Below are 15,997 nucleotides of genomic sequence, written 5' to 3' on the forward strand. Positions count from 1 at the left end.
AGCACGGCTGTTATTACTCCGAGGTCATCGAGATAACCGATTAGAGAGCTTAAATTACAACGGCAATTCAAAACCAAGACTAAGCTTTACCAACTTAGAAAGTTTATAAGATGTGTATCCATTAAAGTCGCTTGTTTTATATTCGCGATTAACTGGGAGTTGATATTGTATTTCTGCTTTTAACATTTCAGAAAATTTTAACCCTGTCCCTAAGGTAAAAAAAGGAATAATTACATTCTTAATATGGAATTCTCTTATATAATTTTCTTTATTAAAATGAAGACCAAACCCGATTATGAAATAAGTTTTATTGTTAATATTTGTATGAACAAATTCATTTATTTCAAAACCATTATATCTATCTTCATTTGTCCATAAATATCCAGCAACGGTGTTTGACGAAAATATTTCTGATAAATGATAAGTGTAGGATAAATAAAAACTGGTAAGATAAATTCCGGCTTCATCTTTGTGTTTGTATGCAAAAGCACCTGTTCCCTCGGTTTTACTGAAGAATAAAAATGGTTCGATTTTGAATCCGAGAGAATGATTTTGAGAGTAGCAGGCTGTCAAAAAAATAAAAAAAAGCAGAAAATAAGGAGAAGAAAAAAATTTTATTAATATTTTTTTAATCCCAGTGGAAATCTCATAATTTAATTTCATTAATTATAGTATATTTTATAATTCACCTTTAGTTCTTATTCCAAAGGCTAGAAATATTAACTTGAAATCCGCTATACTAATCAATATTTATTTGATAATAGTCATCATAATTTCAAAAATCCCTAATGAATTGTGATACTCTTTTGTCAATATCTTCTGGGTAAGAGTAATTCAAATTCTTTGCTACTTCGCGTGCTAATTGGCGGAATAAATCATTACTAGCAAATAGTGTTTTCCAGCTGTCTTCCAAATTATAATGCCCAAACAAAGAATTTAATTTTTCTAAAACAAAAGTATCTGCCCATTCATTAATAAATTTCCCCATATGCCATACATCTTTTGACCAATTAGACTTAACACCGGCATGCCATTGTATCATGGTTAATAAACTTTCTTTTAAATATGCATCACGAACTTTAGCATGCCATAGCTCATTGCGAAATAATTGTTTTGCTATATAATATGCTTGGTACCAATACATATTAACAGCCCGTAGGTATATCTCATTACCGGGAGGGAAAAGATATTGAGACTTTTTTTGAAAATAGTAGAGTTGTGTAGCTAACCCATCTTTATCAAGAAATACCCGAAATCCACGCTGAAATACAAATGGTAAGGTTTGTGTATTAACCATATTCTCCAACTCGTGTACTGTTTGGAAAAAGAAATCTATATTTTTTCCTTCTTCAAAAAGCGTTGAAATACCAGGTTGATTAAGAAAAGATAAATTGACAAGTGAAATTAATATATTCCCAATATTACTAAGCCACTCATTTTTTTGAATATATTGTTTGATATTCATAGCATATATCATAAAATCAATATCAGACCATTCATCAGCAGGAAAAATATCTCTTGCTTGAGAGCCAAAAATAATAACTGCTCTAATATCATTTTGCGATTCAGCCCATTGTAAGAAATTATTTTTCAACTTGGATAAAATATTTGCAGAGGTCTCCATTTTAACAGCTCCAATAAAATTTCCAATTTAATACTGATAGCATTAATTCATGAATATAATCTTTGTTCAATATATTTTGCTAAAGTTGATATGTTTTGAAATAAAGCTAAACTAAAATCCTCATCCTTAATTACAATATTAAAATTTTCTTCTATGGCAGCAGCTAATGTAATTGTACCAACAGAATCTAATCCTAAAAAGTATAATGAATCATTTTCATTAATGTCTTCTAACGCAATTTTAAGACCTACCTTTTGAATAATAATTCTTTTTATTTCACAAACAATTTCATCATAATTCATATATATTCATGAAAAATAATTAATTACAGTATTAAGTAACTTTTTTTTCCCCTTTTCACTAATTACTTCAGTGGCTGGTATGGAAAACTTAGATTCGAGATGCTCTATTTTCCTACATATTTCTGATTCTGTCAGTTTTCTATAGGAAAAACCCTTATATCCAGAGAACTTAGTTTCATTAGTATGATCACTAAAAACAAGTAATATTGTCTTTGCCTTTCCCAAGATTTCCAAAGCGCTGATACAATCTGAAATAAAGGGATCACTGTCATAATAATTTACACATAAAATATATGCATCTGGATTAGTACTAAATAACATTGCAATTGAAGTTAAAGTATAAGTAGGGGAATAAGTCTCTATTTCGTATGGGATTATACCAGATTGACCCGCTAAAATAATAATATCATATTTTTGAGCATCCAAAAGAAATAATACACCTCGAAGTACTGCTGAATATGAATCGATAGGTAAATTTACACTATTTCCATAACCCATTGGGAAGGTAAAATTTACTCCGAACAATTCAGATTGATGTTCTGTAGAAATTGTAGCTACTTTATATCCGGCTTTTGTCATCTCTTCATATAAGGTTAACTGTGTAGTAAATTTCCCTTGATTAGAGCTAGTACCAAATATCCCTATCTTAGGCGTACTATGAGGTTTATTAAATATACCTTTTAATAAACCAATGTTTTTTAGCAAATCTGGATCAATAGACGGATACCAGAGAACTAAGTTCTTTTTCACTGATAATTCATATAATTCCTTGTAAGGTTCCTTATGTATCTGAGAAAGACTATAAATATTTTTTCCCATATTTAATGACTTGAGCGCTACTTCTTTCAATACATCTTTTTTTCTTATACGACTCACTTCATCCAAATATCCAAATATGCAAGTGTCAAATTGATTAGAATATAAGTCCATTTTATTAATAGATTCTATAATAATCCCAGTAGGTTCGATGCCGATAGCATCACCTGAATCTCTCCCAATAAGCAACTTTGCAGGTTCATCAAAAACCCCAACAATATCAAATGGAAGAAGTCTTCTAAATCTTATTAATGAATGCATTTCTTTATTAAACGGATATATTATTGCTTTTTTTATCCAACTAAAATTTTGTTGTTTTATTATATCACCCAATTCTACACTAATTTCATCACTTGAATTATTTTTATAAGTTTCAACTAGCTCGGGAGCGTCTATTTCAGAGTTTGAAGCTAAAATTTCCTTTATTTGTTTTATTCCTATACTTGGAAATGCCTGCATAATGAGAGCAATAATACCTGAAATATGTGGTGCTGCAAAACTACTTCCGGAAACAAACATACTCTTATTATTCAACCACGCAACCCTTTGATGATCTCCTCGTGCAATTATTATGTTCGAACTATCATTATTAAAAAAATAACCATATTTCTTATGAATTTTTCCAGCTTTTACACTTAAAACATTATCAAAACACGATGGATACGAGATTAAACCCTCTGGATTTTCAGCAGTAACTATTACAATATTTCTTTCATATGCTTTGTTACATAATTGTTGAAGCTCACTATAATCACGTTGTTGAGTCATACCCAAACTTAAATTGATGATATTCACCTTTTCTTCTATTGCAAAATCTATTGCTTTTAGTAAAAGCTCGTAAGATGAATTAAGTTCTTTATCAAATATTTTAATAATTAGCAGTTCTACTTCAGGGGCATTTTTTATTATTATTCCAGCGCAGGCTGTTCCATGTCCAATAAAATCCTTACAAATATCATCATCGTTCATACTGTATGCTGAACTAATTGTATAGTCTTTCATTTTATAAATATTTCTATTTAGCACGGGATTACTTTTATCAATGCCTGAATCAATAACCGCTATTTTAATATTAACGCCTGTAAGTTTTTCAAAATTAAGTTTAAGTTGATTAGAGGTAGTCATACTTATTCTTCCACCAATCATTCCATTCTTTTGTCGTTGAATAATTTAAGCCAGTTGCTCGCTGCAAATATTTAATAATATTTTCGTTCTCTTCTTTTGTATTTAACCACATTGAAGATACTGCATAATATATCTTTAATTCATTAATTCTATTTTTTATTTGATCAATTTCGAATTGACTTAAAAAATCCGGATGTTTAAAGGTGTTAAAATTAGAATAGAACGTTTCTTCCGGTATTTCTCTTGGTAAATTATAAATTATTCTCTTGAGCATATCTAAATAAAGCAATTTATCGCCGAACTTATCTATCATCATAATCCATTTATCCATCGCCTCAATGTTCTTAACTACATCAAATTTATCTACAAGTTCCTTGCTTATTCTTCTTGTAGTTTTATAAATAAATTTTATATCATTCCTGGTGAATTGCAAAGGGTAGGTAGCCAATGAGTCAATTTTTTCTTTAGCAGAATCTTCAAAATATAAATATGATCTTTTTACATGGTTAAAAAACATTCTTGAAAAATTAACGAAAAGTAGATAGTCCTCTTCTTTAGTTCCTTCAATATATATATCAGTAAGACGAATTAGTGAATTTAAAATCGATTTAGTATTCATAATGTAAAGTGGAAAAGGAAAATCCGGCAGTACGTTACATTTGATATAATAATCTTCGTACTCATCATTTTTTTCAAATTTCTGGATAACATCGGTACCTTCCCCATGTACTTTTGCAGTATAATATATATCCACCTGATCTCTTCCGAAATATTCATCAAGGTAATGTGCTAAACAATACTCGTATATTGGTTCCTGAATAGTTGAATATGGCAATTGTGACTTATCAATATACTTTCTTATTAAATGACCCGTACCATAAAAAACAATGGCTTTATAATCTTTATTATTATCAAGATTTCGAATTATGTTTTTACTAACAAGTTTATCCCTTTCTTTCGCAAACCATAGAAATAATTCTTTTCGATATTTTTCAGCTCCCATTTTATACATAGTCGAGAAATTAATGAATGAAGGAAGGGTTTCAACCCCTTTAATAATCAAAGAAATATTTTGAGCCGTGTTTTTATTTAAGTTATCAATTCTTTTTTTTATGTCTCTTAATTCAAATAAGAATTCAAAATTATCTGCGGAAAATCTGTCCCAGCCGCCGAATTTTGTCACTTCATCTATTTGTTCAGTTAAATAATTATCAAAGTTACCATTATCTATTACTTGATTAGCCAGCAAAAGTGAAAGCGAATCTTTCTCTAAAAAAAGAAATAATTTGTTAGTAATAGCTTGAGTATTAGGATTTTTCTCTAAGCTATCAATCCATGAATTTAAAATATCGCTTACGATGCTTTTGAAATAACCATGTCCATGAATTGCATCACCAAGCATTACAATTCTTTTAGACTTTAGAGACTCAAAAATAAAATTATTTAATGAATCGATGTCAATGGTCTTAATAATTCGCGGTTGCTCTATTTGAGCATTACATGAGTTTATACTCAAATAAAGTAGTAGTAATAATAATTTCAATAGGGGTTTCATAATCTTTTTCCCTTACTTAAAATATTGAAAATTTCAGGTCTTTCATCCATCAGTTTACTAAGCATATATGCAGATGCTTCAAATAATTTCTTTGCAAGATTACAATATCTTGAAGGTTCTTTACTGTTCAATCCATCTAATGTTAAATAGCGAGCTATGCAAGAAACTGAACAAGAATTTCTGACCCAACAATCAGAGCATTTATCAATAACCTTTGCCCATAAGTTTCCAAACTCTTCGAGTTTATCATAATCGATTTCAGTATAAATAGTACCAATTTTATATTGTTCGAAACCAACAAATCCTTGACAGATATATACACTACCATCTGGAGTAATACTTATAGTTCTACCAGCTCCACAGACACAATGGTAGGGCGCAATACTTTTAGAAAGTATACTTTTAATTTGTCCTTCAGTAAGACTAATCCAACAAGAATAACCTTTATTGATGAGATTGTTCGCTATTTCTTGATTTATCTCATCCAGTTCTTTCATGAAACTTTCAAAATCGTCTTTACTCATTACGTAATCGGAAGAATCGAGGAAGGCGCTTTCACCCGTAATATTAGCAATTACTCTTTTAGCTCCTAAATTCCACAAATGTCTAACAGCATTTTTATATTGTTTACCTTTACTAATTGAAGCTTGTATCATTGGTGATTCTTGGTTAAACTTCAGAAATATTTGTAACCCCTTTTTAGTATCGTCATAACTTCCTTTTCCATTGGGATAAATTCTTGAAGCATTGTGCATTTCATTTGTTCCATCAATACTAAATCTAACAGAGATATTTTTATTTTCAGCAAACCATTTTGCTTTATACTCATCCATTAGAATTCCATTTGTATTTAAAATAAAGTCTACTGGTATTGGTGACTTTTTCATACTATATTCAACTGATTGCTTTAATACTTCAAAATTCATAAGAGGTTCTCCGCCCATAAATATTATGGTAACTTTTTCTAAATTATCTTGTAAGTTATCAAAAAAATATTCTAATGCTTTTCGGGATACTTCTACAGTCATAAATTTATTTTGGGGATTTTTTCCAAATCTACCATATTCTGCTGAACAATACCTGCATCTTAAGTTACAATCTTGACATATTACTAAATACAAACCATTAAAACCATGTTTACCCAATATTTCTTCCTTCTTAAAAAAATTTGGAGTGGGAGGTGGAACTCTTGGAGGAATATTATTTCGGGATATAATCTTATTCTTTTTGAGTTCTTTAAATGTCTCATTAATCTCTTTCACGCTGAATTTCCCATAATTATTCTTTTTGAGATTATAATAATCAGCAGGCATCTGACATAGCATTAAATAGGTTAATTCTGAAATCTCTGCTAATAGTCTTGTATTAATACCATACAGAAAATATTTCTCTTTATATTGAAAAAAATGGTAATTATTATTTAAATAAAACATTTATCTTTTATTCCTAACTATTTTCAGAAGAATCATAATGATTTTTTGGAAGATAAATGCTGTTTTGCTAAGCTCAACAGCATTTATCTTAAATACATAATTTCTACACTTATAAAATTATGTCCATGATTGTAATTCAGTACATTGATAACCTTCTGGCATTACCATTGCACCATCTGCACACATTACCGAATTACATCCACCTTCAACACCTACGGTGCCTGAGCACCAACGAGTAATTACACCTTCACTTCTACTGCAAGAATAATATGGACCACAATCCGGTACAACTGTAACACCATCATTACAACCACCATTTATGGCAGTAGTAGAATTACTCCCACAAAGGTTAGTCTTAGTAGCATCTGGAACTGCAGACCAATAACCGCCTGGGGCACCAGCTGTATTAAAGCACGATAAGAAACATGAGCTTTCATACAAGTAGACCTTATCGTTTGCTTCATAATTTAGTGGTTTGATAGGTTTTTTTAGAGGTTTCATAAATCCTCCTTGATTAAGTTTAATAATTGATTGGTTTATTTCTCAGCAAATAGAGGAAAACAATCATCACTGTATTAATTAATTTTTATATGCTGGATTTATCCAGAAACTTTTCAATTGCATACTCGATAAGTTTTTTAGTCTCCTTGATTATCTTACAATTAGCAACCATACCTTTTTTTAAGTTGAAAGATGCATTTCCCTTTTTAATTTCATTTATATCTATTAAATCAACATATACCGTATATTTAGTTTCTTGGCTCTCAGGAGAAGATATTACTTTCTCTACACAACCACTGAAAATCTTATATTTCATATAAGGAAAGGCATTAAAGTATACTTTTACTTTTTGACCCTCCTTCACATAAGGGATATCTTTATCAGAAATTATTAGCTTTAATCTCCAACCCTTCCTAATATCTACCACTTCAAATAATATTTGTCCTTCTGAAAAAAAGCTGCCCAATATTTTTCTACGATCAGATAAAAAAACCACACCTGCAGAGGGAGCTAACACTACGCTTCTTTTTATATTTTCTTCCAATAACTTCTTGTTTGCTAATAATTTTTCTATTTCCTTTTCAAGGACACTAAGATCATATTTACTGAGCTCTATTCTAGACTTTTGCTCTTCAATTTGTTTTAAAAATAATTCTGCTTTTTTTACCGATAAGAACTTAAATTGGGTCTCAAAAGGAATAATGCCATTTGAAATCAATCCATCAATTTTTTTAAGTAACGTATCTTCGTGAACCTCAAGCTTTTTACTTGTGAGTTCTATCTTTCCCAATTCTTGTTTTGTTTGTAGCTCTCTGTAAGATAATAATAAATCATATTTTACTTTTTCTGCAAGCTCTTTTTTTATAAATAAATCTTTTTCTACTTTTTTTAGTTCTATTAAATTTACAGTATTATTAAAAATTACCAATGTATCATTCTCCTTTACATAAGAACCATCTTCAACAAAGATATTACTAACAATTCCATTAACCTGGGATTTAATTATAAATTCAGATTTTGGCAAAACAATACCGGAACTTTCTATAGTGTCGTCAACAACTATTATAAATGAAAAAATTATTAGCACTATTACCAATGTTCCAACAATTAGAATGAAAATTCTAATAAAATTACGAACAAACACGAAATGTAATTTAGAAATAATTATGCTTTCGTCTTTTTCATAAGACATGTTCAGTTCTGTTACTTATTTTTATGTATGAATCATTATTTGATATTTCTACAATGTTTCCTTTTTCTATAAAAAGTAGGCGATCCGCTTTATGTAATAAAGAATTTCGATGTGTAACAAAAACGAAAGTTTTGTCCCTTACAATTTTATCAAGAGCATCAAATATGAAGTCCTCGGATTGTTCATCAATTGCATTAGTTGCCTCATCCATAATTATTATGGGAGCATTCTTCATAATAATTCTTGCTAAAACAATTCTTTGCTTCTGTCCTTGTGATAATAGTGCCCCTCTTTCTCCTATTAAAGTATTATAACCACTTGGTAATTTTTTTACAAATTCATCAACATAAGCAATTTTTACCGCTCTCTGAAACATTATTTCGTCATTGTATTCATCAAAACATGTTATGTTTTCTTTTATAGTTCCATAAAAAATAAAAGGGTCTTGAAGAAAGAAACTTATGTTTTTTCTAAGCGATTTTAATTCAATATCTTTAATATCATTCTGATCAATAAAAACGGTTCCTTCTATCGGATCATAAAATCTTCCCATTATATAAAGTAGTGTACTTTTTCCTGCACCACTAGGCCCGGTAATTCCTATTTTAGTACCTGGTACAATAGACAGATTAACTTTATTAAGAATCACTTGGTCGTTATTGGGATATTTAAATACCACATCACTAAGTATAATTTCACCTTTAACTTTGTTTAATATAATTGGCTTCTCTCGTTCTTTAATAAAAGATTGATTTTCATAAACCTCAAAAAATCTATTTATATGAATAAGAGTGACTTGTATTCCCTGAGACATAACAATAATGTCTTTAAGGGGAGTGTAGAAAAAGCCTACATAACTTGAAAATGCCATAAAGGTGCCTATACTCATTGTTCCATTTATAACATTTGTCCACCCTACATAAGAGTAAACTAATGTAGAAATTGCTCTGATAATTCCTAAAACAAAACTTGAGGATTGCTGAACTATATTCAATTTTAATCTAAGTTTTATAGACTCCCGAATAAGATTTTTGAGTTTTTGAAAAATTTTATCCTCGATACCTAATGATTGAACTGACTTTATTCCATAAATAGATTCATAGTTTTTTGCATTAATATCAGCATCTTTTTCAGCTAATTTTTTCGATAGCGCTTTTACTTTCTTATTCACAAAATAAAATCCGAATACATCGAAGGGTAAAGCTATTATACTGAGTAGTGTCAATTGCCAATTAATTAATAGAAGAATAAGAGGGAAAATTAACAATTGACAAATATTTATAAATAAACCATTTATTAGTCCAATAATACCAGTGAGAGAAGCTTGAGTGTCAGCTTGTCTCGATAAGATTTCTCCGGTTTCGTGATTGCTAAAAAAATCAAAAGAAAGAGATTGAAGATGACGATAAAACTTTAATCTAAAATCAACACCCATTTCAATCCCTATTCCTATACTAAAATATTCTTTAGCTATTTTGATCAATGAATTAAATACAGTAAATATTAAAGATAGCACTAGCACAATCTCCAACAACGAAATGTTTTGAGTAGGGATAACATCATCGAAGATAACTTTACTAAACAAAGGAAGCGGTAAAGATAGGAATGTTATAAAAAGACTAGAAATTAAATTTTCAGTAATATACTTTTTATAAGGTCTAAGAAGTTTAAAAAATTTAATAAATTGTTGCATAATATAACTTAAAAATTATAGTTACCTCAAACTATAATTATCACATCTTTTAGTGTAAAAATATGGGGGGGGGGGGGTAAAAAAGTCAAGAAAAATTTTTTAATAAGTCTAGATTTTTTTTATTTATTTCACATCTGTCCAATATATTTTTTATTTCGTCCCTAAATGGACTTAATCTATTTTCTTTGTTCTTTATCCTAAAAATATTTTGTCCTGAGGGGACAATAAAGCTTTGATTATGCATAAACCAATGTAATCCCTTTAGGAATTATATAGTTATAGAACAAATAAATATCATACTGAAGTTAAAAGTCCCGTAGGGACGAGATAGGGATTGATTTACAAGACAAGTAGAATAGTCCAAAATCATGAAGTTTTCTAAATTTATTTGGTAATTCATCCCTTCGGGATTTGATTTCAAAATTATTTTGGACAGCACTGATTTATTTCATCAAGACTAATTTACGAAAAGGTTTATCACAAAATATATATTGTAAAGAGTTATTCAACTAATCATAATACGGTATCAGTTCACTCCCCATAAATTTTAATACTGCTGTTATCACTCCCAAATCATCAAGATAACCAACGAGCGGTGCTAAATCAGGGATAGCATCAATTGGACTTATAAAATAGATTAATGCACCAATAACAATTGATTTTCTGTACCAAGGAACTTCCGGGTCAGTCATGTATTTGTATAATGCCTTAATATCTTTGGCAAAGGAAATTTTTTTGCCGACTTTTTCTAATTTTACCCAAAGTTTTTCTTCTATTTCTTTTGATTTTTCCTCTACCAATTCGGGGGAATCATATTCTGTTTGAAAATCTTCTAACATTGCATTTTTAGTGATGTCGTTCATTATTTACCTCATTTAATTTTATGTTGCTCGAACCAATCAAAAATTGTTTTCCACCAAAGTAAAGCATTTTGGGGTTTAACTACAAAATGAAATTCATCAGGAAAATAAAGAAATTTACTTTCAATTCCTTTTCTTTGAAGGGAGGTGAACAATTCCATTGCTTGACCTTCAGCAACTCTAAAGTCGTTTGCACCATGTACTATTAGCATAGGTGTCTTAAAATTTTTTACATACATGTGCGGTGAAAATTTTTGATAGAGTGCCCTGTTAGTCCATGGTGTTCCTTTAAATTCCCATTCAGGAAACCATAGTTCTTCTGTTGTTCCATACATACTTTCTAAGTTAAATACACCATCGTGACAAACGAGGGCATTAAAGCGGTCAGTATGCCCTTCAATCCAATTTATCATATATCCGCCGTAAGAAGCTCCAGCTGCAAATGTATTTTTAGAATCAATGAACTTGTAATTTTTCAATGCATAGTCAAATGATTTCATTAAGTCAATATATGGTTTACCGCCCCAATCGCCAGAAATTTCATCCTTAAACTTTTCACCGTAGCCGGTACTTCCTCTTGGGTTTGGTGCAACAACCACATAACCTTTTGCAGCAAATAATTGAAGATTCCATCGATAATGAAAATCGTCTGACCAGTGTCCCTGTGGACCACCGTGAATTAAAAATATCATCGGATATTTCTTCTTTGAATCAAAGAAAGGAGGTTTGATTAAAATTGATTGAACTTTTGCGCCGCCAGCACCTTCGCACCAGAATGTTTCTGCATCATTAAATTTTATTTGTGAAAGCAAATCATTATTTAATTTTGTTATCTGCTCAATCCCTCCACCATTTGTTTTAAGTGCAAAAATTTCAGAAGGCATTGTTGTTTTTTGTCTCTTAAAAAATATTACTTCGCCATTTTGTGAAATTATCATATCTTCATTTACACCATCCTTAACGAATGTTAGCAAATCGCCAGTTTCAACATTTATTCTGTAAATAGAATTATAAATTTGATTTGCTGCATTGAAATAAATGTATTTACTATCGGGCGACCACAAAATTTGTCCAACCGATAAATCAATTTTTTCTGTTAAATTTCTTAAAGTGCCTGTTGTTCTGTTATACAAAATTATATCCTGCTTATCAGCTTCAAATCCAGCACGAGCCATTGAACGAAATGCAATATATTTACCATCAGGAGAATATACAGGCTGATTATCATTTCCTAAACTTTTTGAAATTTTTTTGTAAGGTGCTGGTTTACCACTTTTAATATCAGAAATATTTACTATGAAAATATCATTATTTGTGCTTGTTGCAACTACTTTATCTGTATTCATCACAAATGCAATTTCTTTTCCATCAGGAGAAAAGGTGTAATCCTGACTGCTTCCTAAATCAATCGGCGGAACATCAAATTTTGTATTTAATATCAAATCATAATATTCTTTCTTTTCGATGTCATATAAAAATAAATGACTTCTTTTTTCATCACGCCATCTGTTCCATGCACGAAACATAAGTTCTGTAATTATCTTGGCTTTAACTTTACTTTCTTCTTTAGCTTTGTCTTTCTCTTCATTACATTTTTGATCATTGCAATCAGGATATACTTCTGAAACAAACAAAATTTTCTTCCCATCCTTTGACCAAACTAATCCAGAAGCACCAGTATAAAGATTTGTAAGCTGAATATCATTTTTCCCATTTAAATCACAAAGCCAGATATTACTTTTATATTCATATGCTATTGATTTTCCGTCAGGAGAAAATTTTGGATTGCTTTCGTTTTCTTCGGAAGTTTTAAGTGGTCTTAAATTTTTGCCGTCAGAATCTATCAACCATATATCAGAATTGCCTTTATTTTTTTCGATGTCGTAAGTTGTAACAGAAAAAGCAATTGTTTTGCCATCGGGAGACAAATCAAAACTTCCAATTCTTTTCATTGCCCAGAGGTCTTTGGGTGTCATTGCTCTCTTTTGTTGAGCAAAGATGTTGAATGAAAGTAAACTGATGGAAAATAATATTAAGATATGTTTCATATCGTATTTCCTGGGATTGAATTGTAAAAATTTTTTCAGTTACAATTTAGTGATATCAAATTATATATTAAAGTTGAGAAAATAAATCTGTTTTTGACTGCTCTTTTGAGTCCTTCCTTGTTAAACGGGTTGGAGATACTTAAGAAATAGAACACGGATAACACAGATTACACGGATATTCACGGACATAGTGATTGTAAAATTACTTTGATTAAAATTGTGAGATAAGAGTTGAGTTATGCATAAAATCGTATATACGGCAGACTTTTTATAATAATAATCTTAAATAGGTAAGAAATCGCATAGTTAAACATATTAGTTTCCTTGCTTACCCATGTCAATTTTGATAATTTTCTATTCATTTTTGAACAAAAAAGTGTTTTAATCGATATGAAATACCCATTTGAAGAAATCGAAAAAAAATGGCAAAACTATTGGGAAGAAAAGAAAGTATATAAAACTAACCTTCTTGATTCATCAAATAAACTTTATTGTCTTGTAATGCTTCCTTATCCTTCTGCAGCAAAAATGCATATTGGGCATTGGTATAATTATGGACCTACAGATTCTTGGGCAAGATTCAAAAAGTTAAATGGATATAACGTTTTTGAACCAATGGGATACGATGCATTCGGCTTGCCAGCGGAAAATTATGCAATCAAAACTGGAATTCATCCTCAAGATAGTACATTAAAAAATATAGCAGACATTCGAGAAATGTTAAAACGAATGGGAGGAATGTACGATTGGGATGCCGAGCTAATGACTTGCGTTCCCGAATATTATAAATGGAATCAATGGCTGTTTCTTCAACTCTATAAAAGAGGATTAGCATACAGAAAAAATGCACCTGTAAATTGGTGCCCTAATGATCAAACTGTGTTAGCTAGGGAACAAGTTTTAAGCGATGGTACTTGCGAACGATGTGGAACAGTAGTAATTCAAAAGAACCTTACCCAATGGTTTTTTAAAATAACTGATTATGCTGAGGAACTTCTTGAATATCTTGATAAAATTGATTGGCCGGAGAAAACTAAAGTAATGCAGCAAAATTGGATAGGCAAAAGTATTGGTGCAGAAGTTAAATTTAAAGTTGATGGCAGTGACGATGTAATTTATATTTTTACCACACGTCCAGATACACTTTTCGGTGCCACTTACATGGTACTTGCACCTGAACATCCTTTAGTGGAAAAAATTACAACAGATGAACACAGAAAAGAGGTTGAGGAATACGTAGAATCAATAAAGACCATGACAGAAATTGACAGAACCTCGACAGTAAAAGAAAAAACTGGCGTACCAACTGGTGCATTTGCAGTTAATCCAGTTAATGGGAAAAAAATCCCAATATGGATTGCAGATTATGTTTTAATGACTTATGGCACTGGTGCTATTATGGCAGTACCAGGAGAAGATGAACGCGATTGGGAATTTGCAGTTAAATTCAATCTGCCGATTATTCGGACGGTTAAACCGCCGGAAAATTTTGAAGGCGGCGCTTATACGGGTGATGGTCCAGCTATCAACAGTGATTTCCTCGACGGTCTTTATGTTGAAGATGCCAAAAAGAAAATTATCAGCTGGCTCGAAGAAAAGGGTATAGGAAAGAAAACAGTTAACTATAGATTAAGAGATTGGCTTATTTCTCGTCAACGTTATTGGGGAACGCCTATTCCAATTATTTATTGTGAAAACTGCGGCGAAGTACCAGTCCCAGAAGATCAACTTCCAGTAATTTTACCTTATGAAGTTGACTTTAAACCAGAGGGAGGTTCACCTTTGGCTTCGAAAGAAGATTTTGTAAATACTACTTGCCCTAAATGCGGTGCAAAAGCAAAACGCGATGTAGATACTATGGACACTTTTGTTGATTCATCGTGGTATTTTTTACGCTACTTAAACCCTAATTTTAATGATGGCATGTTTGATGTTGATTTAGCTAATAAATGGACGCCTGTTGATGTTTACGTTGGCGGCGCTGAACATGCAGTTATGCATTTATTGTATGCAAGGTTTATCTATAAATTTTTAAGAGATATAGGATTGGTAAAAGGCGATGAACCTTTTCTTAGATTGATTCATCAAGGAACAATTACTAACATGGGCGCAAAAATGTCTAAGTCGAAAGGAAATGTAGTAGACCCCAACGACTTTTTAGTTCAATATGGTTCAGACGTTTTTAGAATGTACCTGATGTTTATGGGTCCATACGAATTGGGAGGTGATTGGAGCGACCAAGGAATTGTTGGGGTAGATAGATTTGTCCAGCGCATCTATTCACTCTTTGAACAGAAAAAAAATATTGCAGCAGAAAATCCTGCTAAAGAAGAGTATAATTTATTCTCTCTTAACGAAGCAGAAAAAAATATTTACCGGAAAGTAAATCAAACATTAAAAAAGTTTGAAACAGAAATTGAAAACTTCAGATTCAACACTGCAGTGGCCGCTTTGATGGAGTTGCTTAATGAGTTCAAAAATATTGATTTGTGTTCGAAAGAAATTCAGACTTATGCTTTAGAAAGATTTGCTTTAATGATTTCTCCTTTAGCACCTCATTTGGGAGAAGAATGCTGGCAGCTTATCGGTAAAGAAAAATCAATATTTGAAAATCCTCAATGGTTTAAGGCAGATGAAGATGCTTTGACTGTTGAAAGCGTAACATTAGCGATCCAGATTAATGGTAAATTGAGAGCAAAACTTGAAATGCCAGTTGACCTTAGCGAATCTGAGGTTAAAAAGATTGTTTTTAATGATAAGAAAGTAAAATCCTACGTCGATGGAAAACAAATAATAAAAGAAATTTATGTGCCAAATAAAATTTATAATATTGTGGTGAAGTAATTTT

General features: G+C 30.9%; 12 protein-coding genes. 1 reads left to right on the top strand and 11 read right to left on the bottom strand.

Going from position 1 to position 15,997, the window contains the following annotated elements; all coding sequences use genetic code 11:
• Nucleotides 1-54: 54 nt before the first annotated feature.
• The 11 genes from ABRY23_04640 to ABRY23_04690 all read right to left on the bottom strand — a co-directional run bounded on the left by ABRY23_04640 (nt 55) and on the right by ABRY23_04690 (nt 13,149).
• Nucleotides 55-663: a hypothetical protein gene (locus tag ABRY23_04640; GenBank protein MFA3782334.1), complete on the bottom strand. Its 609-nt coding sequence runs from the start codon at nt 661-663 to the stop codon at nt 55-57.
• A 112-nt stretch (nt 664-775) separates the two neighbouring features.
• On the bottom strand, nt 776-1,624 hold the full coding sequence (locus tag ABRY23_04645; GenBank protein MFA3782335.1) for an aminoglycoside 6-adenylyltransferase: 849 nt from the start codon (nt 1,622-1,624) through the stop codon (nt 776-778).
• 47 nt (nt 1,625-1,671) lie between these two features.
• On the bottom strand, nt 1,672-1,926 hold the full coding sequence (locus ABRY23_04650; GenBank protein MFA3782336.1) for a phosphopantetheine-binding protein: 255 nt from the start codon (nt 1,924-1,926) through the stop codon (nt 1,672-1,674).
• Nucleotides 1,927-1,932: 6 nt separating this feature from the next.
• Nucleotides 1,933-3,867, bottom strand: a complete 1,935-nt coding sequence (locus tag ABRY23_04655; protein MFA3782337.1) for a S8 family serine peptidase — start codon at nt 3,865-3,867, stop codon at nt 1,933-1,935.
• Nucleotides 3,854-5,422, bottom strand: coding sequence for a hypothetical protein (locus ABRY23_04660; protein ID MFA3782338.1), 1,569 nt, complete (start codon nt 5,420-5,422; stop codon nt 3,854-3,856). Before ABRY23_04660 ends, ABRY23_04655 begins: the two co-directional genes overlap by 14 nt.
• A complete protein-coding gene (locus ABRY23_04665) occupies nt 5,419-6,855 on the bottom strand; it encodes a radical SAM protein (GenBank protein ID MFA3782339.1) in 1,437 nt (478 codons plus the stop codon). The genes ABRY23_04660 and ABRY23_04665 overlap by 4 nt, the downstream gene beginning before the upstream one ends.
• 117 nt (nt 6,856-6,972) lie before the next feature.
• Nucleotides 6,973-7,356 (bottom strand): hypothetical protein, encoded by a 384-nt coding sequence (locus ABRY23_04670; protein ID MFA3782340.1) that lies wholly within the window; start codon nt 7,354-7,356, stop codon nt 6,973-6,975.
• A gap of 85 nt (nt 7,357-7,441) precedes the next feature.
• The gene (locus tag ABRY23_04675; GenBank protein ID MFA3782341.1) at nt 7,442-8,548 is read right to left on the bottom strand and encodes an HlyD family secretion protein; all 1,107 of its coding nucleotides are present in this window, start codon (nt 8,546-8,548) and stop codon (nt 7,442-7,444) included.
• Entirely contained in the window at nt 8,538-10,241 is a 1,704-nt protein-coding gene (locus tag ABRY23_04680) for a peptidase domain-containing ABC transporter (GenBank protein MFA3782342.1), read from the bottom strand. The genes ABRY23_04675 and ABRY23_04680 overlap by 11 nt, the downstream gene beginning before the upstream one ends.
• 509 nt (nt 10,242-10,750) lie before the next feature.
• The gene (locus ABRY23_04685) at nt 10,751-11,104 is read right to left on the bottom strand and encodes a YkvA family protein (protein MFA3782343.1); all 354 of its coding nucleotides are present in this window, start codon (nt 11,102-11,104) and stop codon (nt 10,751-10,753) included.
• An 8-nt stretch (nt 11,105-11,112) separates the two neighbouring features.
• The gene (locus tag ABRY23_04690; GenBank protein ID MFA3782344.1) at nt 11,113-13,149 is read right to left on the bottom strand and encodes a prolyl oligopeptidase family serine peptidase; all 2,037 of its coding nucleotides are present in this window, start codon (nt 13,147-13,149) and stop codon (nt 11,113-11,115) included.
• A 390-nt stretch (nt 13,150-13,539) separates the two neighbouring features.
• On the opposite strand from ABRY23_04690, the gene leuS reads away from it, so the two are divergent.
• A complete protein-coding gene (gene leuS, locus ABRY23_04695) occupies nt 13,540-15,993 on the top strand; it encodes a leucine--tRNA ligase (GenBank protein ID MFA3782345.1) in 2,454 nt (817 codons plus the stop codon).
• Nucleotides 15,994-15,997 lie beyond the last annotated feature (4 nt).

Source organism: Melioribacteraceae bacterium 4301-Me, assembly GCA_041538185.1.
GTDB classification, from domain to species: domain Bacteria; phylum Bacteroidota; class Ignavibacteria; order Ignavibacteriales; family Melioribacteraceae; genus Pyranulibacter; species Pyranulibacter aquaticus.

What these genes read in the sequence shown, in the direction of transcription:
- ABRY23_04640 (MFA3782334.1), bottom strand. Translation starts at nt 663, where the DNA reads ATGAAATTAAATTATGAGATTTCCACTGGGATTAAAAAAATATTAATA.
- ABRY23_04645 (MFA3782335.1), bottom strand. Translation starts at nt 1,624, where the DNA reads ATGGAGACCTCTGCAAATATTTTATCCAAGTTGAAAAATAATTTCTTA.
- ABRY23_04650 (MFA3782336.1), bottom strand. Translation starts at nt 1,926, where the DNA reads ATGAATTATGATGAAATTGTTTGTGAAATAAAAAGAATTATTATTCAA.
- ABRY23_04655 (MFA3782337.1), bottom strand. Translation starts at nt 3,867, where the DNA reads ATGACTACCTCTAATCAACTTAAACTTAATTTTGAAAAACTTACAGGC.
- ABRY23_04660 (MFA3782338.1), bottom strand. Translation starts at nt 5,422, where the DNA reads ATGAAACCCCTATTGAAATTATTATTACTACTACTTTATTTGAGTATA.
- ABRY23_04665 (MFA3782339.1), bottom strand. Translation starts at nt 6,855, where the DNA reads ATGTTTTATTTAAATAATAATTACCATTTTTTTCAATATAAAGAGAAA.
- ABRY23_04670 (MFA3782340.1), bottom strand. Translation starts at nt 7,356, where the DNA reads ATGAAACCTCTAAAAAAACCTATCAAACCACTAAATTATGAAGCAAAC.
- ABRY23_04675 (MFA3782341.1), bottom strand. Translation starts at nt 8,548, where the DNA reads ATGTCTTATGAAAAAGACGAAAGCATAATTATTTCTAAATTACATTTC.
- ABRY23_04680 (MFA3782342.1), bottom strand. Translation starts at nt 10,241, where the DNA reads ATGCAACAATTTATTAAATTTTTTAAACTTCTTAGACCTTATAAAAAG.
- ABRY23_04685 (MFA3782343.1), bottom strand. Translation starts at nt 11,104, where the DNA reads ATGAACGACATCACTAAAAATGCAATGTTAGAAGATTTTCAAACAGAA.
- ABRY23_04690 (MFA3782344.1), bottom strand. Translation starts at nt 13,149, where the DNA reads ATGAAACATATCTTAATATTATTTTCCATCAGTTTACTTTCATTCAAC.
- leuS (MFA3782345.1), top strand. Translation starts at nt 13,540, where the DNA reads ATGAAATACCCATTTGAAGAAATCGAAAAAAAATGGCAAAACTATTGG.